Raw genomic sequence first — 24,357 nt, 5'->3', positions numbered from 1 at the left:
AACCGGCCGGCTGCCGGTCCGGACGGGCGCGTCCGGACCGGCAGCTCACCCGTCGAGGCGGGCGCGGTGCTCCAGCACCTCGTCCATGTGCTGCTGCGCCCACTCGCGCAGACCGCCGCACAGCACGTGCAGCGAACGCCCCAGGTCGGTCAGACCGTAGGAGACGGTGACCGGGACCGTCGGCACGACGGTCCGGGTCACCAGCCCGTCACGTTCCAGGGAGCGGAGCGTCTGGGTGAGCATCTTCTGGCTGACCCCGGCCACGGTGCGGGCGATCTCGGAGTAGCGCAACGTACCTCCTGAACCATTGTCGGCACCGCCCAGCGCGCACAGCACCAGCACCACCCATTTGTCCGAGATCCGGTCCAGCAGCTGCCGACTCGGGCAGACCGCGAGGAAGGCGTTGTACTGCGCCGCGGCCTGAGCCTTTCGTTGTGTCGCGGTCCTGGTCGCCATTGCTGCTCCTCCGGATTGTTACGCACCTGCAGGTGCCTACTTCCCGTAGGAGAGTAACCCCAGCACGATGGTCCCGTGGGCCGGCGAGCGCCGGTCCGCAGGAGAGGACCGACATCGTGCACACCCCGACCACCCTTCCCGGCGGCACCTACCAGCTGGGCGACGTTCCCGTCAGCCGGTTCGGCTATGGCGCCATGCAACTCGCCGGCCCATGGGTGATGGGCCCGCCCGCCGACCCCGACGGCGCGATCGCCGTGCTGCGCACTGCCGTCGGACTGGGGATCACCCATGTCGACACCAGCGACGCCTACGGCCCGCACCACACCAACGAGGTGATCCGCCGGGCGCTCGCGCCGTACCCGGACGACCTGCTGATCGCCACCAAGGTCGGCGCGACCCGCGACGAGCAGGGCGGCTGGCCGGTCGCCCGCACACCGGCAGACCTCCGCCGGCAGGTGCACGACAACCTGCGCACCCTCGGCATCGACCGACTGGACCTGGTCAACCTGCGGCTCGGCGATGCGACCGGCCCGCTGCCCGGCTCCCTCGCCGATTCCCTCGGCGCCCTGGTGGAGCTGCAGAAGGACGGCCTGATCAGGCATCTCGGGGTCAGCAACGCCACGACCGAACAGGTCGACGAGGCGATCAGCCTGGCACCGATCGTCTGCGTGCAGAACATGTACAACCTGGCGCACCGCGCGGACGATGCGCTGAACGACCGGCTGGACGGACAGGGCATCGCCTACGTGCCCTTCTTCCCACTCGGCGGGTTCAGCCCGCTGCAGTCGGCGGCCCTGTCGGCGGTCGCGGCCCGGCACGGTGCCTCACCCATGTCGGTGGCACTGTCCTGGCTGCTGCAGCGGTCGCCGAACATCCTGCTGATCCCCGGGACCTCGCGGGTCACCCATCTCCGGGACAACGTTGGAGGCGCGGCGCTGCAGCTCACCTCCGAGGATCTCGACGAGTTGGATCGCATCGGCCGGTGAGGGCGTGATCTCAGGCCTTCGGCCCGAGGCACCGGTCGAGCAGTGTCGCGAAGTCCCGGAGGTACTCGACCCGCCACTGGCTCACCGACTTCGCGCCCTGCCACAGGCCCTCGGCGTAGATCGGGTCCTGGTCGTCGGCGAACCAGCGGGGGTGGGTCCGTGACGGCACGGTCCACCGACCCGCGGGCGGCGCGGTCGCGGTGAAAGCGCCCTGCAGACCGTTCAGATCAGGGTGGGTGCTCTCCACCCTGATCGGCATCGTCCGCGGATCACGCGGCGAGTAGCGGAATCTCAGGCGATTTCCGTCGAGCACACCGTCAGGAAAAGGCCCGCCCGTCCGGTTGTCGACCACGAACCTGGTGGAGTCCTTCGAGGAGTAGCCGCGGGGCGCCCGCAGCGTCCACTCGATCACCCCGTAGGCCTCGACGAGGTCGTCCTCGGTGGTCAGCCGGTCGAAGGCCGACTTACGGCCGTCCCAGATCGGCACATAGCGGCCACCCCAGCTCGGGTAGAGCGGATTGCCGTTGCCGTTGAAGAGCCGGACCACCGACGGTGTGTCCCCCATCTTCACGCCGCCGAGCTGGGTGGCGAAGAAGGCACCCAACGCCCCGTGCCCGGCGACGTGGGTGGTGATGAAGGAGTCGTTCGCCCATTCTCCGGTCTGGTCACCTCCGGTGAAGAACCCGCGATACGCGGAATTCGATTCGATCATCCACAGACGTGGGTGCTTCGTTTCCACGTAGTTGTAGGCGTTCACGCTCCACAGCTTGTTCGGACCGCCGATGTAGAAGACCTTGATCCGGTCGACGATGTCCGGTGCGTCGTGCAGGGCCTGGGCCAGGTCCTCGATGCCGCCCCACACCAGGACGTGCAGCGGACGCCGGTCCCGGGACCGAGCACACCGGACGATCCACTTGGAGCCTTCGGTGGGGCGCCCCAGACCGGTAGGCCCCGTGGCCAGATCGAGGGCACCCTGCTTGGTGATCGCACGGAGTGCGGCCGGCGTCGGGTACTCGGGGGAATAGGTGCGGAGGTTCGGGAAATCCTTCTCGTACTCGGCGATCACGGTCAGGATGTCCGAGGCTCGCCCGGCTCCCCATGGTGAGGACACCAGCCCTTCGAGGTCGAGACGGTGGGCCGACAGCAGAAGGTGGACCATCGACTGGAAGTCGTCCGGGTCGGATCCGCCGATGTCGGTCGACACCAGTACGCGAGGCCGAGCACTCGCATGCGCCGGCCCGGAGGCGTCGGCCGGTGCCGCCTCGGGGACCACCGCGGCGGCCGTGCCGCCGACCGCTGCCAGGGCGCCGGCGCCGGTCACGGCGGCCGCTCCGCGCAGGAAATCACGCCGTCGGAATGTCATGTCGGGCTCCGTTTCGCTCTGGTACCGCTCTTCGATGGGCGGCCTCAAAGGAAAGGTATTACCCAAGGGGGACGACAACAATGAAACCGGCCACCTTGAATATCGAACAGCGCATTGTTCATTCGGATTCCGTAGCGACAGAATTTCTATTCCGACAAATGACCCGGACTGACCGCAGTGCATCCGGAACGCGCCGTGGCCCCGGTCCCCTGCACAGGGCAACGGGGCCACGGGCGGTGCGGTGTGGATCAAGCAGTGTGGATCGAGCACTGTGGATCAAGCACTGCGGATCAAGCACTGCGGCTCAAGCAGCGGGTCAGGACGCGACAGCGAAGTCCTTGACGTCGGCGGCGTTGTCGGCGTTGACCAGGACGCAGTCGATGGACTGCTTCTCCGGCTGGCCGGTGGAGCCGGTCCGGATGAACTGGTCGGCCTGCTGGACCGCCATCTCGGAGATGAGGCTGGCCGGCTGCAGGACGGTGGCCTTGATCTCGTCCTTCAGGATGGAGGCGACGACGTCGGGGCTGCCGTCGAACCCGACCACGATCACGTCGGTCTTGCCCGCGGCGGTGAGGGCTGCCTGCGCACCCAGCGCCATGGTGTCGTTGCCGGCGATGATGCCCTTGATGTCCGGGTGGGCCTGCAGGATCGTCTGGGTGATGGTCAGCGCCTCGGCCTGGTCCCAGTTGGCGGCCTGCTGGGCCACCATCTCCATGTCGGTGTACTGGTCGAGAATGCTGTGGTAGCCCTGGGAACGGACGCCCGCGTTGGTGTCGGTCGGCTTGCCGAGCAGCTCGGCGTACTTGCCGGCGCCGCCCATCAGGGTGGCGAACTCCTGGCCGCCGAGCGCGGCACCCTGCGCGTTGTTGGAGACGATCTGGGCGGCCGCGACGCCGGTCTTGTTGATCTCGCGGTCGATCAGGAACGACGGGATCCCGGCGTCCTTGGCGCGCTGCACGGCGGCGACGGTGGCGTCGGCGCCGGCGTTGTCCAGGATGATCGCCTTGGCGTTGCGGGAGATCGCCGTGTCGATCGCCTGGCTCTGCTTGGTCGGGTCGTCGTCGTGGCTGACGACGAGGGTTTCGTAGCCCAGCTTCTCGGCCTCGGCCTTGGCCGCGTCCTGCTCGGCCTTGAAGAAGATGTTGTCCGGCGACGGGGTGATGATGACGATCAGGCCACCGGCCTCACCGCCACCGGTCGCCGAGCTGGTGGACTCCGCGGAGCTGGTCGACGCCTCGGTGGAGCTGGTCGGCGCCTCGCTGGTGGCCGTGCTGCTGGGCGCCGCGCTGGCCGAGGTGCTCGGCGCGGCCGTGGTGGGAGCGGCGGTGCTCGAGGAGCCGCCGCCGGTGTCGCTTCCGCAAGCGGTGGCGATGGTCAGCAGGGTGACCGCACCGGCGGAGAACAGGACCTTCCGCCATGTGGTCGTCGTTGACGTGATCATGTGGGCGTTGACCCTTTCCGGTCGTGGGGTGCTGCGAGGGGCGACCGGCGGTCGCCGGGCGCAGGGACTGCGGTGAACTCGGGGAACAGCGCTGCTCCGGGAAGCGTTGCTGCTCAGGCGGTCCGGGCGGACAGCCGGGTCTGCAGGCGCACCTGCGCCTGCTCGGTGATGACGGCAAGGATGATGACCGCGCCCTTGACGACGGACTGCCAGAAGGTGGACACGCCGACCAGCACCAGGCCGTCGGTGAGGAAGCCGATGACGAACGCACCCATGACGGTGCCGATGATGGTGCCGCGGCCGCCGGCCAGCGAGGTGCCGCCGAGCACCGCCGCCGCGATCGCGTTGAGCTCGTAGGTGGTCGCCGTGTCCGGGTAGGCGGCGCCGAGTTCCGAGGTGAGCAGCAGGCCGGCCAGCGCCGCGCAGGCACCGGAGATCACGTAGACGGCGATCTTGACCCGGTTGGTGCGGATGCCGGACAGCACCGCGGCCCGCTCGTTGCCGCCGACCGCGAAGACGCGGCGACCGAAGGGCGTGCGGGTGGTCACCAGGATCGCCACCGCGGCGACGACCACCATGATCCACACCGACACCGGGATCCCGATCCAGGAGTCCACGCCGATGATGTGGAACCCCTGGTTGCCGCGCTCCGGGGTGCCGGCCAGATCCGGGAAGGTGCCGCCGTCGCTGCGCAGTTGGGCGAAACCTCTGGCCACGTACAGCATGCCGAGGGTGGTGATGAACGGCGCCACCCCGAACTTCGTGATGATGCCGCCGTTGACGGCGCCGACCAGGGCCCCGACGACGATGCCGATCAGGATGACCAGGGCGGCGGAGAAGAAGATCTCGCCGCCGCCGACGGACAGGCCGTTGTAGAGCAACCCGCCGGCGATCATGCTGGAGAACCCGGCGATGGAACCGACCGAGAGGTCGATGCCGCCGGTGAGGATGACGAAGGTGACACCGATGGCCAGGATCGCGTTGACCGACACGTGTTTGGTCATCGTGATCAGGTTCGACTGGCTGAGGTAGTCGGGCGAGATGATCCCGAAGATCACGATCAGCAGGATCAGCACCACCAGTGTGCGGCCGCGCAGCAGCAGCAGCGCCGCCTGCGCACCGGAGAACGACCGCCGCGCCTTCCTCGGTGCCGGTGGCGGGCCGTCCCCGCCGCCGGTGGTGCGGTCGACGTCGGAATCGACGCTCATCGGATCTCCTCCAGCACACGGTCGGACGCCGATGCGGCGACCAACTTCTCCTCGGTGACGTTCTCTGCGGTGAAGCGGGCGGTGATCCGGCCCTTGGCCATCACGAGCACCCGGTCGGCCATCGCGATGACCTCGGCGAGCTCGGACGAGATGAAGAGCACGCCGAACCCGGACCGGGCGAGATCGGCCATGATGCCGGCGATCTGGGACTTGGCGCCGATGTCGATGCCGCGGGTGGGCTCGTCGAGCAGCAGCACGACCGGCTCGGTGAGCAGCGCCCTGGCGAGCACCACCTTCTGCTGGTTGCCGCCGGACAGCGAGGTCACCTGGGCGCCCAGGCCCGGGATCTTGATCGTCAGGTCCTTGACCTTGGCCTCGGCGGTCCGCTGCACCTCGCCCTGGGACAGCACCCCGGCGCGCTTGAGCTTGGACAGCACGGCCAGCACCACGTTGTCCCGCACCGACATCGGCTGCACCAGGCCGTCCCGCTGCCGGTCCTCGGGGACCAGGGCGAGGCCGGCGTCGAGCCGGCTCTGCACGGTGCCGGTGGTCTCCGGCTCCCCCTTGATCAGCACCTCGCCGGCGCTGACCTCGCGGGTGCCCATCAGGCATTCCATGAGCTCGGTGCGCCCGGCGCCCATCAGACCGTAGATGCCGACCACCTCCCCGGCCGCGACCGAGAACGTGACGTCGTCGACCAGCGGACGCACCGGGCCGGGCGAGGTGAGACCGCGCACCTCGAGCAGGGTCTCCCCCGGGGTGACCCCGCTGCGGGAGAACAGGCTGTTCGGGTCCCGGCCGACCATCTGCCGCACGATCCAGCCGGTGTCGGTCCGGGTCATCGACTCGGTGGAGACCAGCGCCCCGTCCCGGAAGACGGTGACGTAGTCGCCGATCCGGCGGAACTCGTCGAGCTTGTGCGAGATGTAGATGATCGTGACGTCCTGCTTGCGCAGCTCCTCCATCACCTCGAACAGCACGTCGACCTCGTGGTTGGACAGCGCCGAGGTGGGCTCGTCCATGATCAGGATCCGGACGTCCTCCAGCAGCACCCGGCCGATCTCCACCAGCTGCTGCTGGCCGATCGGCAGCTCGGAGACCAACCGGCGCGGATCCAGGTGGCTCTGCCCGAGCCGGGCGAGGACCTCGGCGGCACGGCGCTTCTCGTGACCGAAGTCGACGAAACGTCGCCCCTTGCGCGGCTCCCGGCCGGCGAACATGTTCTCCGCGATGGACATGTTCGGGAACAGGCTCAGCTCCTGATGGATGATGCCGATGCCCAGTTCCTGCGCCGCCCGCGGGCTCGGCAGTGTGACCGGCTCGCCGGCCAGCAGGATCTCGCCGCTGGTCGGCTCGGCCGACCCGGACAGGATCTTCATCAGCGTCGACTTGCCGGCTCCGTTCTCACCGACCAGCACGTTCACCTTGCCGCGATAGGCGCGGAAGGTGACGTCCCGCAGCGCCTTCACCCCGCCGTAGGACTTGGAGATGTTGCGCGCCAGGATGATCGGCTCGTCGCCGAACTCCGCGCCGACGTCGCCGGTACCAGCGGGAACCACATCCAGAGGGGGTACCGAGGCCATCAGGACACCGTCAGCTTCGTCGGGACCACCTGGATCGAGGTCGGCGAGAGCAGGGTGAAGGCTCCCTCGAAGGTCAGCGTCTTCCCGGTGAGGTCCTGGTCCTTCACCGCCGGGACCACCTCGGTCTTGACCTTGTTGTTCAGCTGGGTCCCGACGTTCTGGTAGTCGATCTGGTTCACGAAGTCGCTGAAGTTGATGAAGCCGACGGCATCCCGCAGTGCCGTGCCGATGATGACCGGACCGGTGACCACCTGCAGCTCCGTATCGCCGATCTTCACGGTGATCGGGCCGTTCGGGTTCTCGGTGTCGACGCCGGTCACCGGTCCGCTGCCCTTGACCAGGAACGACGGCGAGCCGCCGGTCGCGGCCGACTTCACCCCGTACTGCTCGACCGCCGCGTCCTTGTCGGCGACCAAGGCCGGCAGCAGAACAGCGGCGTCGACGGCCTTCTCGGACACGGTGGGCAACACCTTGTCCGCCCAGATCCCGTCCACATAGGCGGCGGCGTCGAACGCACCGGTACCGCCGGCACCGGTTCCGGAACCCTCCGCCTCGTAGTGCCACAGCCCGGGCACGCTGCATCCGGTCAGCGCGACGAGGGCGAGCAGGAGGATCGCGGCCACCCGCCGCGGGGAGTGAATAGCTAATCGACACTGATTGAACACTCGGCAATCATGCAACGCAGGTGTGACCCAGTCAATAGGTTCCCGGGGACCAGGTTCGCCGCACCCCGGGCCGGCGATCTCCTGATGTCACCCGAGACCCTTTGTTGCATGCAGGATTCCCGCGCGAACGCGGATCGGACGCGCGTTGACAGCACCGGCCGGCGGCATTACTGTCTGACTAGAGAGTCGAGCATGAATCGCTATTCAACAACGGTGACGCCGGATCGGCGGTTCGCGGACGACCTCCTCAGGGCCCACCCGCTGCACCCAGGGCCCGGCCCCGGACCACATGGATCGAGCACGAGCACCCGCGGACGTGGCGACAACCGCCCCGGGCGGAGCGCGTGGACGGAAGGAACCCGATGAGCACGTTGACGGCGGACCCGGTCCCGGCCGGGGCCTACAACTCCGCCCGCAGGGAACGGGCGGCCGCCGACCCCGCATCCCTGGTGCCGGCCCTGCAGGAGCTGGCCCGCAAGGTCCGGACCAGCGACATCCGGATGATCAACCGGGCCCAGCTCGGCCACATCGGCGGCGACTTCTCGGTCACCGACATCCTGGCGACGCTCTACGGCGCCGTGCTGTCCGTCGACCCGCTGGACCCGGCCGCACCCGAGCGGGACCGCTTCATCCTGTCCAAGGGCCACAGTGCGGGCGCGCTGTACTCCACGCTGGCGCATTGCGGCTTCTTCCCGCTCTCCGAGCTGAACACCTTCGCCCAGCCGCTGTCGGCCCTCAACGGCCACCCGAACCGGGTCAAGGTGCCGGGGGTGGAGACCAACACCGGTCCGCTCGGCCACGGCTTCCCGGTCGCCGTCGGACACGCCCTCGCCGCGAAGCTGCAGGGCTCCTCCCGACGTACCTTCGTGGTGATGGGCGACGGTGAGCTGCAGGAGGGCTCGAACTGGGAGGCAGCGATGACCGCGAGCCACTACGCGCTTGAGAACCTGACCGCCGTCGTGGACCGCAACCGCCTGCAGCAGGGCGCCCGCACCGAGGACACCAAGCAGCTGGAGCCGCTCGCCGACAAGTGGGCCGCCTTCGGGTTCGAGGTGCGCACGGTCGACGGGCACGACATCACGCAACTGCTGCAGGCGTTCTCCGGGTCGACCACCGGCAAGCCGGTCGCGGTCATCGCGGACACGATCAAGGGCAAGGGCGTCTCCTTCATCGAGGACCGCGTCGAATGGCACCACAAGGTCCCGACCGCGCAGCAGGTCGAGGACGCGCTGAAGGAGCTGAACCAGTGACCACCGCCGCCGTGAAGGTGCCCACCTTCGACTGCCGCAAGGCGTTCGCCGAGGAACTCATCGCCCTCGCCCGCGAGGATGACCGGATCGTCGCGGTCTGCAACGACTCCGTCGGATCCTCGAACCTGACCGGGTTCCGCGACGAGTTCCCGGACCGGCTGATCAACGTCGGGATCGCCGAGCAGGACCTGGTCGGCGTCGGTGCCGGTCTGGCCAACGGCGGGATGATCCCTTTCGTCTCGGCGGCCTCGCCGTTCCTCACCGGGCGGGCGCTGGAGCAGATCAAGGCCGACGTCGCCTACAGCCGGGCCAAGGTGGTGCTCTGCGGCCAGAGCCCGGGCATGGCCTACGGGGAGCTCGGCCCGACCCACCACTCGATCGAGGACCTGTCCTGGATGCGCGCGGTCGCGGACCTGCCCATCGTGGTGCCCGCCGACCCGGCACAGACCCGCGCCGCCGTCCGCTGGGCCGCGGCCAACGACGGTCCCAGCTTCCTGCGGATCGGCCGACATCCGGTGCCCGCCGTCCACCCGGAAGGAACGGAGTTCGTGCCGGGCAAGGCGATCCGGCTGACCGATGGTGACGACCTCGCCGTCGTCGCCACCGGCACCATGGTCTCCCGGGCGCTGGAGGCCGCCGAGATCCTGCGGGCCGAGGGCATCGGCCTGCGGGTGCTGAACGTCGCCTACGTCGAGCCGCTGGACACCGACGCCGTGCTGCAGGCCGCGAGCGGGACCCGCGGGGTGATCACGGCCGAGGAGGCCACCACCACCGGCGGTCTCGGTGCTGCGGTGGCCACGCTGCTGGCGGAGAATGCGCCCACCCGGATGCGGATCCTGGGCATCCACCGCGAGTTCGCACCGACCGGCAGTACCGACTTCCTGCTCGACCACTTCGGGCTCAGCACCGCAGGCATCGTTGCGGCGGCGAGGGAGCTGGCCTGATCATGCCCACCGCCGACCTTGTGCTCGCCGTCGACCAGGGTTCGAGTTCCACGAAGGCGCTGCTGGTCTCGGCCGGCGGCGCCGTCGTGGCGTCGGCATCCGTGCCGCTGGCCGCCAGGTTCCCCCGGCCCGGCTGGGTCGAGCAGTCACCGGTGGAGATCCTGGACAGCGTCCGGGCCGCGGTGGCGCAGGTGCTGGCGGGCCTGGACCCGTTGCGGGTGGTGGGTGTCGGGCTGAGCACACAACGGGAGTCACTGGCGCTGTGGGACCGGCGCACCGGGGAGCCGGTGGGCCCCCTGGTCACCTGGCAGGACCAGCGCGGCACGGAACTGTGCGACCGGCTGACCGCCGCCGGGTACGCCGACGCCGTCCGCGAACGGTCGGGACTGCCGCTGGACCCGATGTTCTCGGCCACCAAGGCGGCCTGGCTGCTGGACACCTTCGACCCGGACCGCACCCGCAGCCGGGCCGGCGAACTCTGTCTCGGTACCGTCGACGCCTGGCTGCTGCACCGGCTCACCGGCCGCCACCTCACCGAGGTCGGGAACGCCTCCCGCACCCAGCTGATGAACATCGGCACCCGGCAGTGGGACCAGGACCTGCTCGACCTGTTCGGCGTGCCCGCGGGCGCGCTCGGCGAGATCGCGCCCTCCGCCGGGCCTTTCCCGTCGATCCGCGGGTTGCCGCCACTCGCCGGGGGCACTCCCGTCGCCGCGGTCATGGGTGACTCGCACGCCGCGCTGTTCGCACACGCCGGCTGGCGGCCCGGCACCGTGAAGGCCACCTACGGCACCGGCTCGTCGGTGATGGGCCTGTGCCCGGACGGCATCTCGCCCGAGGCGGCCGGTGCCGGGCTCTGCCTGACCGTCGCCTGGGACGACGGCACCGGCGCCAGGTACGCCGCCGAGGGCAACATCCGGTCCTCCGGCTCGACCCTCACCTGGCTGGCCCGCACCCACGGCACCACCCCGGCCGACCTCGCCGATCTGGCCCGGACCACGGCTGCCGACGGCGTGCACATCGTGCCCGCCTTCAACGGTCTCGGCGCCCCGTACTGGGACCGCGAGGCCGTCGGCATCATCAGCGGTCTCACCATGGGCAGCGGGCTGCCGCAGCTGGCCCGCGCCGCCCTGGAGTCGATCGCCTACCAGATCGAGGACGTCGTCGCGGCGTTCGCCGGCACGGTCGCCGACGTGCACACCCTGCACGCCGACGGCGGTGCGTCGTCCAACCCGGACCTCATGCAGCTGCAGGCCGACATCAGCGGACGGTTGGTGCAGCAGGCCGCGGACACCGACCTCTCCCCGCTCGGCGCCGCCCACCTGGCGGGCCTCCGCACCGGACTGTGGACGCAGGCCGACATCGAGGCGATGCCGCGCGACCGCACCACCTTCACCCCCACCTCCGACGCCGGGCAGCGGGAACGCCTGCTGACCGGCTGGCGGGACGCCGTCGCCCGCGCCCGGCTGCTGCCGGCGCCGGCCGTCGTCCGCTGACCCGGCGATGCCCGGTTGGATCGTGCCGAGTTGAATAGATAGTCAGCATCGGGTAGAAAAGGGGCGCGGACCGTGGCACGCGACCGGATCCGGACCGGGCAGGACGCGGCGTGGCGACAGGAGCGGATGAGATCGATGGCGGGGACACCGACGTCGCGTCCGAGGGCGGGCCGGGAACCGGAGCGGGACCAGCTCCGACTGCTGGGCAAGGTGGCCCGGATGTACTACGAGCGCGGGATCCGGCAGCCGCAGATCGCGGCCGAGCTGAGCCTGTCCCAGCCCCGGGTGTCGAGGCTGTTGCGCCAGGCCACCGAGGTCGGCATCGTGCGCACCGTCGTCACCATGCCACCGGGCACCCACACCGACCTCGAGGACCGCATCCAGGAGCGCTACGGCATGCGCGACGTGGTGGTGGTGGACACCGAGGGCGCCGGGGAGGACGTCCTGCTCGCGCTCGGCTCGGCCACCGCCGAGTACCTGGACGTGACCCTCACCGGTGGCCACGTGATCGGCGTGTCCTCGTGGAGCGAGACGCTGATCGCCGCCGTGGACATGATGCGGCCCAAGAACATCACCGTCGCCGAGCAGGTGGTCCAGATCGTCGGCGGGCTCGGGGATCCCGCCGTGCAGATGCAGGCCACCCGGCTCACCGGCCGGCTCGCCGACCTCACCGGGGCCAGCCCGGTGTTCCTGTCCGCGCCGGGCCTGGTCGGCTCCACCACCATCCGCAAGGCCCTGATGAGCGACCCGTCGGTGCGCGAGGTCGCGGCGCTCTGGAGCCAGATCGACGTGGCCCTGGTCGGCATCGGCAGTCTCGAGCCCTCTCCCCTGCTCCGGCGCAGCGGCAACGCGCTGGCCGAGGGCGAGCAGGAGGAGCTCCGTTCGCTCGGCGCCGTCGGCGACGTGTGCTTCCGCTACTTCGATGCCGACGGGCGGCCGGTGGCCTCGAACCTGGACCAGCGGCTCGTCGGCATCACCCCCACCGAGCTCATGCGCATCCCGCGCCGGGTCGGCGTGGCCGGCGGCAGCCGGAAGTTCTCCGCCATCCGCGCCGCCCTGGCCGGCGGCTGGATCAACGTGCTGATCACCGATCTGGAGATGGCCCGGCGCCTCGCCGACGACTGAGATCCGGGTTCCTCGCGGGCTCGGGTGATGCCGGGATCCGTGATCGAGGCACGGATCCCGGCACCACGTCTCGTTCGCCGGTCAGCCGCCGGCGATGATGTCCCGGGCGGTGGTGACGGCACCGTCGATCGGCACGGCGAAGCCGATCCCGATGTTGCCGCCGCCGCGGGACAGGGTGGCGATCGAGGTGTTGACCCCGATCACCCGGCCGTCCAGGTCGACCAACGGGCCGCCGGAGTTCCCGGGGTTGATGGAGGCGTCGGTCTGCACCAACCCGCCGCCGGATCCCCGGTCGGTGGCGCTGATGATCCCGGCGGTGACGGTGCCGGACAGCCCCAGCGGCGATCCGATCGCGAGCACCGACTGGCCGATCCGCAGGCTCACGGACGACCCCAGCTCCACCGGCCGCAGCCCGGCAGGATCGGCGCGCAGCACGGCGATGTCGGTCTCCGGGTCGGACCCGACGATCTCCGCCGCCACCCGGCTGCCGTCCGGCAGCCGCAGGCTCACCGACCCGGCGCCGTCGATCACGTGGTGGTTGGTGACCACGTGCCCGGCGGCGTCCAGGACGAAGCCGGACCCGCTGCCGCTGCCGGTCCGCACCTCCACCACGCTGGGCAGCACCCGGGCCGCGGCGGTCTCGGTGGCCTCCTGGCCGGCGACCACGGAACCACCGGACGGGGCCGGCGCCGACGGTGCACCGGTCGCTGCGGCCACCAGCGGGGCCGGATCGTCCTGCTGCAGGTAGGTGGCCACGCCGGCGCCGCCGAGGCCGCCGGCCAGCACCGCGACCAGCAGGACCGCCGGCAGCCGCGCACCCCGTCGCCGCGGGGGCTCCGGGACACGCTGCGGCACAGGCCCGTCGGATCCCGGCGGCGGCCCGGTCGTGGCGAAGAGTGTGCGGACCGGTGGCGGTGGGGACGGCGCGGGCGTCCGGGGCCATCCGCTCGCGTTCCCACCGGCGGGCGGGGGTGTGTCGGTGAAGCGCGGGCCGGCCGGGCTGCCGAGCCCGTTCCACGATGCGGTCATCCTCGTTCCTCCTGTTCGTTGCCGTGGTGTCTCACGGCATCCGCGCGAACCAGCGCATGGAGAAGGCTGCGGCCAACAGTCCGGTGCCCAGCGCGACGGCGACGGCGTAGCGGGTCAGATCGACCTGTTCGGTGCGGTAGCCGATGGAACTGCCGATGTCCGCGTACACCTGGGACAGTTGGTCGCTGCTCTCCGCGGTGTACGGGATGCCGCCGCTGGACTCGGCGAGCGCGGCCAGGGTCGCCCGGTCCACCGGCGTACCGACACGTGATCCCTGGGTGGTGATCTCGCCCTCGTCGGTGCCGTAGGCAATGGTGGACACCGGAACTCCCGCCTCCGTCGCGGCGATCGCCGCCGCACCGGTGGTCCGGCCGCTGGTGTTGCTGCCGTCCGACAGCAGCACGATGCGGGCGGGTACCGACTCCTGGCCGGCCAGCCGGGCGTGCACCGCCACCTGGTCGAGTGCGGTGAAAACGGCCTCGCCGATCGCGGTGGAGTTCGACAGCCGGACCGAACCCAGTGACAGCGCTGCGCTCTCGTGGTCGGTGGTCGGTGCGGCGATCACCGTCGCGGTGCCGGAGAACGCGATCACCCCGACGTTGAACTCCTCCGGCAGCGACCGGATGAAGGCGGCGGCCGCGGTGGTGGCCGCCTCCAGCCGGTTCGGCTGCACGTCGGTGGCCCCCATGGACGGGGACACGTCGACGGCCACGATCACCGTGGCCTGTTCGCGCGGGACCTGGGCGGAGACCTGCGGACCGGCGGCGGCCAGGCCGAGCACGGTGAAGGCGGCGACCAGGGCCGCGGCCGGCACGTGCCGGCGCCATCCTGGCTGCTTCGGGACCAGCCGTTCAAGCATGGGCAGCGCCGCGAAACGCACCGCGTACCGGCTGCGCCGGCGGAGCCGGACCAGGTACGCGACGACCAGCAGCAGCACCGGCACCAGCAGCAGCAGCCACCAGGGCGAGGTGAAGGTCATGTGGGTCTCCTCGGGGTGGGGACGGTGGGCGCGGACCGACCGCGCCGGGTGACGTGCCGGGCCAGGTCGCGGACCCAGTCGCGGTCGGTGTGCAGGACGACGTGGGCCGAGCCGGACCCGCGCACCGCAGCCGCGATGGCTTTGCGGTGCGCGGCCGCCAGCCGGGCGTAGTCCTCCCGGAGTCGCCGGGATGAGGTCCAGAACTCCTGCCGGGCACCGGATTCCGGGTCCTGCAGCACCAGCGCACCGACGTCGGGCAGGGTCAGCTCACGCGGGTCCAGCACCTCCGCCACCAGCACGTCGTGCCGGGCGGCCAGCCGGCGCAGCGGTGACTCCCAGTCGAACGGGCGCTCGGTGCGGCCGTCCGGCGGCAGGAAGTCCGACACCACCACGCGCAGCCCGGGCGCGCGGCGCCGCCGGTCGAGCAGCCGGATCGCGGCCGCCAGGTCCGCAGCCGGCTCCGCGCGCTGCCGGCCGCGCTCCGGCCGGCCCGACAGCAGCTGCGCCGCAGCGGTTCTGCTGGTGCGCGGCCGCCCCCACCGGAGGTCCGCCCCGGTGAACCGGGCCACCCCGGTCAGATTGCCCGGCTGGTCGGTGAGCAGCCCGACAGCCGCACCGACACCGGTGGCCAACTCGGCCTTGTCGATCTCGACGGTGCCGAAGGACATGCTGGCGGAGGTGTCGAGCAGCACCCAGGTCTCCAGCTCGTGATCGGCCCGGGTGCGCCAGACGTGGGTGTCGCCGCTGCGGGCGGTGACGTTCCAGTCGATGCGGCGGACGTCGTCCTCTCCGGGCCGGTACCGCGCCACCTCCTCCGGGTCCGAACCGGGGCCGAGCGTCGACCCGGTCTGCAGCCCGGTGCCGCGGCCGCGGACCAGCCGGCGGACCCGCAGGTCCAGCCCGGCCAGCGCGCCCGGGCGGGCGCCGGCGGCCGGAGCCGGTGTCGCTGCCGGCGGCGCGTCCGGGCGCCGTGGGGTTCTCACGCCGCTCCCGGGACGCCGTCGGCGGTGTCCTCGTGCGGCGCCACCCGCGGCCGGGGCACCGCGAGCAGCAGCCGGTCCACGACCTCCCGCGGGCCGATGCCGTCGGCGGTGGCGTCGAAGGTCAGCACCAGCCGGTGGCACAGCACGTCCCCGGCCACGTCGGCGACGTCGATCGGCAGCACGTAGTCGCGGCCGCGCAGCAGGGCCAGTCCGCGGGCTGCGGCGACCAGGCCGAGCGTGGCCCGCGGCGAGACGCCGTACTCGACGACCTCGCGCCAGCCGAACAGGTCGAACCGCTCCGGCTCGCGCGTGGCCATCACCAGGTCGACGGCGAACCGGGCCACCGCGTGGTGCACGAACACCCGGTCCGCGGCCTGCTGCAGGGCCACGATCCCGGCGGCATCCAGCACCGCGCCGGCAGCCGGCGGGTCGACGCTCATCCGCTGCAGGATCGTCATCTCCTCCAGGTCGGAGGGGTAGCCGACGTCGACCTTCATCAGGAACCGGTCGCGCTGCGCCTCCGGCAGCACGTGCACGCCCTCGGACTCGACCGGGTTCTGGGTGGCCAGCACCAGGAACGGGTCGGGCAGCCGGTAGGTGCGGCCACCGATGCTGACCTGCCGTTCGGCCATCGCCTCCAGCAGCGCGGACTGCACCTTCGCCGGCGCCCGGTTGATCTCGTCGGCCAACACCAGGTGGGCGAACACCGGCCCGAGCTCGACGTCGAAGGACTCGGTCGACGGCCGCCACACCCGGGTGCCGACGATGTCGCCCGGCATCAGGTCCGGGGTGAACTGCAGCCGGTGGAAGGTGCCGCCGGTGGCGGCGGCGAGGGTGCGCACGGCGAGCGTCTTGGCCACGCCCGGCACGCCCTCGAGCAGCAGGTGGCCGCGGGCGACCAGGGCCACCAGCATCCGCTCGACCATCAGGTCCTGCCCCACCACCACCCGCTTGACCTCGAAGAGCACCCGCTCCAGCACAGCGGACGGTGAGACCTGGAGATGCTGGGAGTCGGCACGGGAGGCGTGCTGGCCGGGAGCGGTGGCCGGAGTGCCGGCGGGGTGGGCGTCGTGCGGTGGGATCGGCAGGCTCATCGGGTGGGTCCTCTCGTCCTGGGGATCGGTCTCGTGATGCGTGCGGTCGCCGTGGGGCGATGCGGCCAGTGGACCGATGGACGGCGAAAACCACCGGAAGCCGGACCGAAAGGCGGGCGAAAGGGGACGCGCCAGGGCCTGCCTCCGGCGCCGTGGTTCCCCTACCGTCGTGTCATGCGGCTACTGGTGGTGGAGGACGAGGAGGGCCTGGCCTCGGCCCTGCAGGTGGGGCTGGCCCGCGAGGGGTACGCGGTGGACGTCGCCGGTACCCACCGCGCCGCCGCCGAGAAGGTGCAGCTGGTCGAGTACGACCTGCTGCTGCTGGACGCCAACCTGCCGGACGGGGACGGCTTCGACCTGGCCGACGCCGTGCGCACCGGCCGGATCACCGCCCGGTCCGGGCCGGGGGTGCGGATCCTGGTGCTGACCGCCCGCTCGGCGCTCCGCGACCGGGTGCTCGGCCTGGACTCCGGTGCCGACGACTACCTGGTCAAGCCGTTCGCCCTCGCCGAGCTGACCGCGCGGATCCGGGCGTTGCTGCGGCGCGAGGTCCGGGCGGCGTCGTCGGTCGTGGCGGTCGGCGACATCACCATGGACACCGCCCGCCAGCTGGTGCACCGCGGCGACCGCGAACTGCAGCTCACGCTCAAGGAGTTCGCGGTGCTGCGCTACCTGCTGACGCTGCCCGGTCACGTGGTGTCCGCGGAGGAGTTGCTGCGGCACGTGTGGGACGAGAACGCCGACCCGTTCACCCAGACCGTCCGGGTCACCGTGGGCACGCTGCGCCGCAAACTCTCCGTCGACGACGAGCCGCAGCTGCTGGAAACGGTGGTCGGCCGCGGCTACCGGCTCCGGGACGGCGCCCCGGTCCGGCCGATCGCCCCGGTCCCGGCGCCGTGAGGCCGGCGCTCCCGGCCTGGACCCGCACGGTCCGGGCCCGGCTGGCGTTCACCTACTCCGGGCTGGTGTTCGGCATCGCTGCAGTGGTGCTGATCGTCGTGTACCTGGGGCTCGCCGCCGGGCTGGAGGCCGAACCGCTGGACTCGGTCGCGCTGCAGAAGTTCAAGGTCTCCGACGACGGCTGGGTGAAGTTCCTCGACGGCGCCTCCGCCGCCAACGGCAGCCTGGTCAGCGCCGCCGACCTGGACATCGTGCAGCGGGCGGTGAACGAGCGCACCCTGCAGTCGCTCCGGGTCTGGACGTCGATCTCGCTCGGCGGGCTGTTCCTGTTCAGCCTGCTGGTCGGCTGGTGGGTGTCCGGCCGGGTGCTCCGCCCGCTCGGCGCGATCACCACCACCACCCGGGAGATCACCGCCACCGACCTGTCCCGACGGATCGGCAGCGGTGGCCCGCCGGACCGGCCGCACCGCCCGGAGGACGAGCTGACCACGCTGGCCCGGACGATCGACGAGATGCTGGACCGGCTCGAGGGGGCGTTCGACGCCCAGCGCGCCCTGCTCGACGACGTGTCGCACGAGCTGCGCAACCCGGTCGCGGTGATCCGCACGAACGTCGACGCGGTGCTCTCCGACGAGGGGGCCTCCCCCGCCGACCGGCGCCGGGCGACCACCGTGGTGTCCCGGGCGGCGGACGAGATGGCCGTGCTGATCGAGGATCTGCTGGCCACCGCCCGACGGAGGTCCGGCGCGTTCGACGAGACCGACCTTGCGCTGCCGTCGCTGGCCGGGACCGTCGCCGACGAGTACGGCCCGATGCTGCAGGACCGCGGCCTGGTGCTGCACCGGCGACTGGCCGACGGCCCGGTGGTCTACGGCGACCGCAGCACGCTGGTCCGGGCGATCCGCAACCTGCTGGCCAATGCCATCCGCTTCACCCCGGACGGCGGGAGCCTGGACATCGTGACCGGTTCCGTCCGCGGCTGGGCGTTCGTCGCGGTGCGGGACAGCGGTCCGGGCATTCCCGAGGACCGGCGCGGCCGGGTCTTCGACCGTTACTTCAGCGCCCCCGCCGAGCAGAACGGGCAGCCTGCGCGGGAGCGGAACGGCAACGGCGGCACCGGGATCGGCCTGGCCATCGCCCGGCAGGTGGTGGAGGCGCACGGCGGCACACTCGCCGTGCACAGCTCGCCGGGCGCGGGCGCGACCTTCGTGATCTGGCTGCCGGACCGTGCCGTACGGCGCAGCACCGACCGCGACACCCTGCCGCCGGACACCGACCCGCTGGCCTGACGGCCCTGGCCGGGAACTCCTACCCCGGCGGCGGGCCGGTGGTCCCGCGGACGACCAGCGCCGGTTCGAGCAGCACGTCCGGGCCCGGCGGTGTGCCGTCCTCCACCCGGCCGACCAGCGATCCGACGGCCCGCCGGGCCAGCTCCGGCGCATCCTGGGCCACCGTGGTCAGATCGACGTGCGCCATCCGGGCCAGCCGGGAGTCGTCGTAGCCGACCACCGAGACCCGCTGCGGAACATCGACTCCCGCCCGGAGCAGGGTGTCGAGAACGCCCGTGGCGCAGCGGTCGTTGCCGCCGAACACCGCGGTGACCGGGTGGGCGTCGCCGTCCCGCAGCTCACCCAGCAGCTGCTGCGCGGCGCGGATCCCGGACTCCTCGGTGTGGTCGCCGGGCACCACGTCCGGTTCCGCCCCGGCCCGGCGCATCGCGGCCAGGTAGCCGCGCCGGCGCGGGACCGCGCCCGGCCGGCGTCCCCCGTCGACGAACCGGATCCGGCGGTGCCCGAGCCCCAGCAGGTGGTCGGTGGCCAGTGCCGCGCCCTTCTCGTCGGCGCCCAGCACCGCCCCGGTCCCGGTCCCACGACCGGACCGGGAGATCAGGGTGACCGGCACCCGCTCCGCCAGCTGCCGCAGGGCGGTCGCGCTGCTCTCGCTGCCGAGCAGGATCAGCCCCTCGCACCGGGACCGCAGCAGACTGTCCACCGCACGCTTCTCGCCGCGTCCGGGCAGCCGGGCGCCGAGCACCACGTCGAAGCCGCGTTCCTCCGCCGCCGGGTGGATCGCCTCCAGCAGGTCGGCGTGGAACGGGTCGCCGGGATCGAGCACGACGCCGAGCAGGCGTGACCGCTGTTCGCGCAGCGCCTTGGCGGCAAGATCGGGCTGGTAGCCCAGCTCGGCGACAGCCAGCAGGACCGCTTCCCGGGAGGCCGCGCTCGCCCCGGGAGCGTTCCGGATCACCAGGGACGCCAGTGACTTGGACACGCCGGCCCGCCGCGCCACGTCGATGATGGTGACCCGGCGCCCCGGTCCCGCGGTGGACGTCACGCTGTGATGGTGACACGAACCGCCGCCGAATGGAACGTTCCAGCGACACCGGTTGACGCGCACCGGGGGTGGTCCCATACTGAGCCCGCCTGGAACGTTCCAGGCTCGTCGGTACGACCGTCGACCTGGTTCTCGCTGCAAGGGAGCGGCTCGTGGTAGCTCTGGGTGTCATCGGCTGCGGTCGTATCGGTCGGGTGCACGCCGACTCGATCACCGTTCATCCGCGGGCCGACCTGGTGAAGGTCTTCGACCCGATCGAGGCGGCGGCGAAGGAGGTCGGTGAGAAGTTCGGCACCGAGTGGGTCACCGACGCCGACCAGATCCTGCTCGACCCGGCGATCGACGGGGTGGTGGTGGGCTCCCCCACCCCGACCCACGTCGACTTCCTGACCCGCGCGGTCCGCGCCGGCAAGGCCGTGCTGTGCGAGAAGCCGATCGACCTCGACCTGGCGAAGGTGGACGAGTGCCGCTCCGTCATCGGTGATCTCGCGGACCGAGTGATGGTCGGCTTCAACCGGCGCTTCGACCCGACCTTCGCCGACATCCACGCGCAGGTCGGCGCCGGCCGGATCGGGGCGCTGGAGCAGCTGATCATCATCAGCCGCGATCCGGCCCCGCCGCCGGCCGCCTACGTCCGCACCTCGGGCGGTCTTCTCCGGGACATGACGATCCACGACTTCGACATGGCCCGGTTCTTCCTGGGCGACGTCGTCGAGGTGACCGCGGCCGGCTCGAACCTGGTGTCGCCGGAGATCGCCGAGGCCGGCGACATCGACGGTGCCGTCGTGGTCCTGCGGAACTCGGCCGGGGTGCTCTGCACCATCACCAACAGCCGGCGCTGCTCCTTCGGGTACGACCAGCGGATCGAGGCGTTCGGTGAGCTGGGCATGCTGACCGCCGCCAACCAACTGCCGACCAGCACCCGCTTCTCCGGCGCCGATGCCACCGAGGTGGCCGCGCCGTACCTGAACTTCTTCCTCGATCGGTACACCCCGGCCTACCGCGCCGAGATGGACCACTTCGTCACCGGTATCGAGAACGGCACGCCGTTCAGCCCCGGGTTCGACGACGGCCGCGCCGCGCTGGCGCTGGCCGATGCCGGGGTGGAGAGCCTGCGCACCGGCGCCACTGTCCGCGTGGCCGGGGCCTGAGATGCAGATCGGACTGCTCACCGACAGCCTGTCCGGGCTGACCCGCACCGCCGCGCTGGATCTCGCCGCGGAACTGGGCGTGGAGACCGTCGAGGTCGGCCTGGGCGGGACGCACGGCGGCTGGTCGCCGGCGCCGCACGCGGACCTGGCCGACCTGCTGGCCGATGCCGGCGCCCGGTCGGGGCTGCGGTCCGACATCGAGTCCAGGGGACTGCGCCTCGAGGCGTTGAACGCCTCCGGGAACCCGCTGCACCCGGTGCACGGGAAGCGGGACGCGGCGGTGTTGCGCGGAGCGCTGCAGCTCGCCGAGGAGTTCGGCATCGATACGGTGGTGACGATGTCGGGCCTGCCCGCGAAGCCCGGCGACACCTTCCCGGCCTGGATCACCACGGTCTGGCCGCCGGAGAACCTGGAGCTGCTGGAACACCAGTGGACAGTGGCGGAGGACTTCTGGGGCGGGATCGCCGCCGAGGCCGCCCGCCGCGGTGTGCGGATCGCGGTGGAGATGCACGCGAACCAGTTGGTGTACAACGTGCCGGCGTTGTTGCGGCTGCGCCGGGCGGTGGGCGACGTCGTCGGCGTGAACTTCGATCCCAGTCACCTGTGGTGGATGGGCGCCGACCCGATCGCCGCCATCGGTGCGTTGGGCGGCGCGATCCACCACGTGCACGCCAAGGACACCCGGATCGAGGCGGCCGCTGCCGTCACCTCGCACCTGGAGACCATCCCGAACGAGCGCACCGGTGAGCGGGCGTGGAACTACGTGGCCGTCGGTACCGGGCACCCCGACGGCGTGGTCTTCTGGTCCGCGTTCGTCGACGCGCTCGCCGCGGCCGGGTACGACGGTCCGCTGTCGATCGAGAACGAGGACTACACCCTGGGCCAGAGCGAGTCGGTGACCCTGGCGGTCCGCACCCTGCAGGAGGCGATGGCCGCCCGGGTCGGCTGAGGCATCGGTCGTCCGGCGGATCAGGTGGTGACCACGATCTTCCCGCCGGTGCCCTGCTCGAGAACGGCGTGCGCTTCCCGGATGTGGGCGATGTCGAAGACGCGACCCATCCCGCCCATCAGAAGCGGGCGGACGGCGCACCGGGTCGTCTGCTCGGCGCGGACACCGGCCCGGACCCGCTGACCCGCGACCTGCAGCTGCTGCACACCGCGATGCGGGCGGCGACCGCGCCGGAACGGTAACGGCGTCGTCGACGAGGACGACATCTCCATCGGCATCGCGGCCGACCCGGTCCGGTGCCGTCGGCCGGTGGACGGTCCGCCGGTGTCGTCCGGGAGGTGACCCGATGCGTCGTGCGCTGCTGTGCATCATCGTCCTGCTGGTTCCGCTGTTGACCGCGTTCCCGGCCGCGGGTGCCGTCGCCGCCGCGACTGCCACCGGGACGGTGTCCGGCCCGTCGCAGTACCTGGGCGACCGGGTGGGCACGCCTCGGTACGTCGACATCCGGAACACCGGAAGCGTTGCCATCACGTCGGTCTCGATCGCTGCACCCACCGGATGGCCGTTGAGGGCGTGTGTGGGCGCCCCGGCCGGCTGGACCCGGTCGGCCGCCGCGCAGACCTGCCGGTTCACCACGTCCTCGACCGGATTGGCGGCCGGCGCGGTCGGCCGGTTCCGGTTGGACTTCGGCAGCCCGACCGGTTCCCGGGACCTGCTGGGCGGCCTGTACACGCTGGTGCGCAACGGGTCCGGGCCGTGGACCGTGGTCACGCCCGCCGGCTCCGGCCTGACGACGAGGGCCTACTCCCTCCAGATCAGCAGCGTCGGAGTGGCCGTCGGTGGATCCCCGGGGAAGTCCTGCCCACCGTCGACACGGTCGGCGCACGCGGGGCGCAGCGCCACCGTATTGGTGTGCGGGATCAACCACGCCACGGTCCCGGTGACCGCGCTGCGCGGCCACTCCACGCTGGGCGGGACCTTCGCCACCAGAGGCGGTTTCGCTCCGTCGACCGTGCCGGCCGGTCCCGGTGTGGTGGTGCTGGGGAAGTTCGCCGACGTGACTGTCGTTCCGCGGGTGGCGGCCGGTCTGACGGCCGTGGTGCGCATCGCGAGTCAGGACTTCCAGAGCTCCCCGACCGTGACCGCCGGCGGGTTCACCGCGACGAACAGTGCGCCGGTGGCCCGGCAGGTGTCGGCGACCGTGGTGCGCGGTGGCACGGTGGACCTCTCGCTGGTCGCCACCGACGCCGATCACGATGCGCTGTCGTTCTGGATCCGGCCCGGTCAGGGCACGATCACAACCAGCCAGGACCCCTACGACCGCAGCGACGGCACCACCTACTGGAAGGACGTCACCTACCGCGCCCCTGCCGATGCCCCGGGCACCGTCGTCTGGTTCTACCGCGCCTACGACGGTCTGCAGTTCTCCGACCTGCAACGGGTCGTCCTCTCGGTCACCGGTCCCTGAGACCCGTTCAGGACCGGCTCAGGATTCGGGGTTCCAGGTCCGCAACTTCTCCGGGTTGAGCACCAACCAGATGTCCGCCACCCGCTCGCCGACGACGTGGAAGCTTCCGACCCCGACCACCATGTCGCCGCGTCGGATGACGAGTTGTGGTTCCGCACCGTCGTTCTCGAGCTCCGCGACGAGGTCGTCCGACTTGCCGAGGGCACCGAGGAGGAACCTGGCGACGCGGTCCGCGCCGGCGACCACCCGCAGTGCCGCCCGCACGTGACCACCACCGTCGCTGGTCGCGGTCGCGTGGGGATCGAGCAGCCCGACCAGGGCCGCCAGGTCGCCGGAGCGGGCAGCAGCCCAGAACGATCCGACGACCCGGCGTTGCTGCTCGGGATCGGCGTCGCCGGACCGGCGGTCGGCGATGTGCCGCCGGGCGGAGGAGGCGAGGGTGCGGCAGGCCTGGGTGGTGCGACCGACGATGCCGGCGATCTCGTCGAACGGCAGCCGGAAGACGTCGTGCAGCACGAACACCACGCGCTCGGCGGGGGTCAGCGACTCCAGGACGACCATCAGCGCCATCGACACCTCGTCGTCGAGGGTGACCCGGTCGGCCGGATCCACGGGACCGGGGGCGCCGGCGACCGTGCCCGGTCCGGCGCCGCGGGCGGCCGTCGGTTCCGGCAGCCACTGACCCACGTACTGCTCGCGCCGGTGGCGGGCGGACCCGAGCATGTTCAGCGACACCCGGCCCAACGCGGTGGTCAACCAGGCCGCCGGTACCCGGACCGCAGCGCGCTCCTCGTCGGTCATCCGGTACCAGCGCGCGTAGGTGTCCTGCACCGCGTCCTCCGCGTCCGCCCGACTGCCGAGGATGCGGAAGGCCATCGCCAGCAACCTGGATCGTTCGTCGAACAGGTCGGACAGCGACTCGTCCTGCAGGTCGTCGGGCATCGCTGCATCCT

Annotated in this window: 23 protein-coding genes; 10 read left to right on the top strand and 13 right to left on the bottom strand. The window is 71.6% G+C overall.

The genetic code is table 11. The features are described 5' to 3' along the window. Positions 1 to 45 precede the first annotated feature (45 nt). Positions 46 to 456 (bottom strand): winged helix-turn-helix transcriptional regulator, encoded by a 411-nt coding sequence (locus GIS00_RS04695; protein ID WP_154767137.1) that lies wholly within the window; start codon positions 454 to 456, stop codon positions 46 to 48. A gap of 116 nt (positions 457 to 572) precedes the next feature. Between GIS00_RS04695 and GIS00_RS04690 the strand changes: the two genes are divergently transcribed. Continuing rightward, positions 573 to 1,442: an oxidoreductase gene (locus GIS00_RS04690; protein ID WP_322097504.1), complete on the top strand. Its 870-nt coding sequence runs from the start codon at positions 573 to 575 to the stop codon at positions 1,440 to 1,442. A gap of 10 nt (positions 1,443 to 1,452) precedes the next feature. Here the strand turns inward: GIS00_RS04690 and GIS00_RS04685 are convergent, their stop codons facing one another. The 5 genes from GIS00_RS04685 to GIS00_RS04665 form a co-directional block, all read right to left on the bottom strand. Beyond that, a complete protein-coding gene (locus GIS00_RS04685) occupies positions 1,453 to 2,805 on the bottom strand; it encodes a DUF1593 domain-containing protein (RefSeq protein ID WP_154767136.1) in 1,353 nt (450 codons plus the stop codon). A gap of 316 nt (positions 2,806 to 3,121) precedes the next feature. Further along, on the bottom strand, positions 3,122 to 4,246 hold the full coding sequence (locus GIS00_RS04680) for a D-ribose ABC transporter substrate-binding protein (protein WP_230312785.1): 1,125 nt from the start codon (positions 4,244 to 4,246) through the stop codon (positions 3,122 to 3,124). Between the two features lie 113 nt (positions 4,247 to 4,359). After that, positions 4,360 to 5,454: an ABC transporter permease gene (locus tag GIS00_RS04675; protein ID WP_154767135.1), complete on the bottom strand. Its 1,095-nt coding sequence runs from the start codon at positions 5,452 to 5,454 to the stop codon at positions 4,360 to 4,362. Beyond that, on the bottom strand, positions 5,451 to 7,037 hold the full coding sequence (locus GIS00_RS04670) for a sugar ABC transporter ATP-binding protein (protein WP_154767134.1): 1,587 nt from the start codon (positions 7,035 to 7,037) through the stop codon (positions 5,451 to 5,453). The genes GIS00_RS04675 and GIS00_RS04670 overlap by 4 nt, the downstream gene beginning before the upstream one ends. After that, positions 7,037 to 7,660, bottom strand: a complete 624-nt coding sequence (locus tag GIS00_RS04665) for a DUF2291 family protein (protein WP_196073112.1) — start codon at positions 7,658 to 7,660, stop codon at positions 7,037 to 7,039. Before GIS00_RS04665 ends, GIS00_RS04670 begins: the two co-directional genes overlap by 1 nt. A gap of 404 nt (positions 7,661 to 8,064) precedes the next feature. On the opposite strand from GIS00_RS04665, the gene GIS00_RS04660 reads away from it, so the two are divergent. The 4 genes from GIS00_RS04660 (at position 8,065) to GIS00_RS04645 (ending at position 12,517) form a co-directional block, all read left to right on the top strand. Continuing rightward, a complete protein-coding gene (locus GIS00_RS04660; protein WP_154767132.1) occupies positions 8,065 to 8,952 on the top strand; it encodes a transketolase in 888 nt (295 codons plus the stop codon). Next, the gene (locus GIS00_RS04655) at positions 8,949 to 9,896 is read left to right on the top strand and encodes a transketolase family protein (protein ID WP_322097502.1); all 948 of its coding nucleotides are present in this window, start codon (positions 8,949 to 8,951) and stop codon (positions 9,894 to 9,896) included. Before GIS00_RS04660 ends, GIS00_RS04655 begins: the two co-directional genes overlap by 4 nt. 2 nt (positions 9,897 to 9,898) lie before the next feature. Then, positions 9,899 to 11,392: an FGGY-family carbohydrate kinase gene (locus GIS00_RS04650; RefSeq protein WP_154767130.1), complete on the top strand. Its 1,494-nt coding sequence runs from the start codon at positions 9,899 to 9,901 to the stop codon at positions 11,390 to 11,392. 126 nt (positions 11,393 to 11,518) lie between these two features. Next, entirely contained in the window at positions 11,519 to 12,517 is a 999-nt protein-coding gene (locus GIS00_RS04645; protein ID WP_230312783.1) for a sugar-binding transcriptional regulator, read from the top strand. An 81-nt stretch (positions 12,518 to 12,598) separates the two neighbouring features. Here the strand turns inward: GIS00_RS04645 and GIS00_RS04640 are convergent, their stop codons facing one another. Genes GIS00_RS04640 through GIS00_RS04625 form a run of 4 tightly spaced genes read right to left on the bottom strand, consistent with a single transcriptional unit; the run spans position 12,599 to position 16,602 of the window. Next, positions 12,599 to 13,546, bottom strand: a complete 948-nt coding sequence (locus GIS00_RS04640) for a S1C family serine protease (protein ID WP_154767129.1) — start codon at positions 13,544 to 13,546, stop codon at positions 12,599 to 12,601. Between the two features lie 31 nt (positions 13,547 to 13,577). Beyond that, complete coding sequence (locus GIS00_RS04635; protein ID WP_154767128.1) at positions 13,578 to 14,525, bottom strand: VWA domain-containing protein; 948 nt, start codon at positions 14,523 to 14,525, stop codon at positions 13,578 to 13,580. Next, on the bottom strand, positions 14,522 to 15,508 hold the full coding sequence (locus GIS00_RS04630) for a DUF58 domain-containing protein (protein ID WP_322097501.1): 987 nt from the start codon (positions 15,506 to 15,508) through the stop codon (positions 14,522 to 14,524). The genes GIS00_RS04635 and GIS00_RS04630 overlap by 4 nt, the downstream gene beginning before the upstream one ends. Continuing rightward, complete coding sequence (locus GIS00_RS04625; RefSeq protein ID WP_154767127.1) at positions 15,505 to 16,602, bottom strand: AAA family ATPase; 1,098 nt, start codon at positions 16,600 to 16,602, stop codon at positions 15,505 to 15,507. Before GIS00_RS04625 ends, GIS00_RS04630 begins: the two co-directional genes overlap by 4 nt. Before the next feature lie 174 nt (positions 16,603 to 16,776). On the opposite strand from GIS00_RS04625, the gene GIS00_RS04620 reads away from it, so the two are divergent. Both GIS00_RS04620 and GIS00_RS04615 read left to right on the top strand, forming a co-directional pair. Continuing rightward, on the top strand, positions 16,777 to 17,502 hold the full coding sequence (locus GIS00_RS04620; RefSeq protein WP_154767126.1) for a winged helix-turn-helix domain-containing protein: 726 nt from the start codon (positions 16,777 to 16,779) through the stop codon (positions 17,500 to 17,502). Next, positions 17,499 to 18,791, top strand: a complete 1,293-nt coding sequence (locus GIS00_RS04615; protein WP_322097500.1) for a sensor histidine kinase — start codon at positions 17,499 to 17,501, stop codon at positions 18,789 to 18,791. Before GIS00_RS04620 ends, GIS00_RS04615 begins: the two co-directional genes overlap by 4 nt. A gap of 19 nt (positions 18,792 to 18,810) precedes the next feature. Here the strand turns inward: GIS00_RS04615 and GIS00_RS04610 are convergent, their stop codons facing one another. Beyond that, positions 18,811 to 19,836 (bottom strand): LacI family DNA-binding transcriptional regulator, encoded by a 1,026-nt coding sequence (locus GIS00_RS04610; RefSeq protein ID WP_322097499.1) that lies wholly within the window; start codon positions 19,834 to 19,836, stop codon positions 18,811 to 18,813. A gap of 152 nt (positions 19,837 to 19,988) precedes the next feature. Between GIS00_RS04610 and iolG the strand changes: the two genes are divergently transcribed. Beyond that, a complete protein-coding gene (iolG, locus tag GIS00_RS04605; protein WP_322097498.1) occupies positions 19,989 to 20,987 on the top strand; it encodes an inositol 2-dehydrogenase in 999 nt (332 codons plus the stop codon). A 1-nt stretch (position 20,988) separates the two neighbouring features. Then, positions 20,989 to 21,936 carry a sugar phosphate isomerase/epimerase family protein gene (locus GIS00_RS04600; protein ID WP_154767123.1) on the top strand — a complete coding sequence of 316 codons (948 nt, stop codon included), beginning with the start codon at positions 20,989 to 20,991 and terminating at the stop codon, positions 21,934 to 21,936. Between the two features lie 20 nt (positions 21,937 to 21,956). Here GIS00_RS04600 and GIS00_RS04595 read toward each other — a convergent pair whose 3' ends face one another. Next, a complete protein-coding gene (locus GIS00_RS04595) occupies positions 21,957 to 22,142 on the bottom strand; it encodes a hypothetical protein (protein ID WP_154767122.1) in 186 nt (61 codons plus the stop codon). Positions 22,143 to 22,282: 140 nt separating this feature from the next. Here GIS00_RS04595 and GIS00_RS04590 point away from each other — a divergent pair, with 140 nt between their 5' ends. After that, on the top strand, positions 22,283 to 23,404 hold the full coding sequence (locus tag GIS00_RS04590; protein WP_154767121.1) for an Ig-like domain-containing protein: 1,122 nt from the start codon (positions 22,283 to 22,285) through the stop codon (positions 23,402 to 23,404). A gap of 18 nt (positions 23,405 to 23,422) precedes the next feature. On the opposite strand, the gene sigJ is transcribed toward GIS00_RS04590, so the two are convergent. Beyond that, on the bottom strand, positions 23,423 to 24,346 hold the full coding sequence (sigJ, locus tag GIS00_RS04585; protein WP_230312781.1) for an RNA polymerase sigma factor SigJ: 924 nt from the start codon (positions 24,344 to 24,346) through the stop codon (positions 23,423 to 23,425). Positions 24,347 to 24,357 lie beyond the last annotated feature (11 nt).

It is taken from the genome of Nakamurella alba, assembly GCF_009707545.1.
Lineage (GTDB): Bacteria > Actinomycetota > Actinomycetes > Mycobacteriales > Nakamurellaceae > Nakamurella > Nakamurella alba.
Note: the sequence above shows the minus strand (reverse complement) of the source record. Positions and strands in the feature narration are given on the sequence as shown.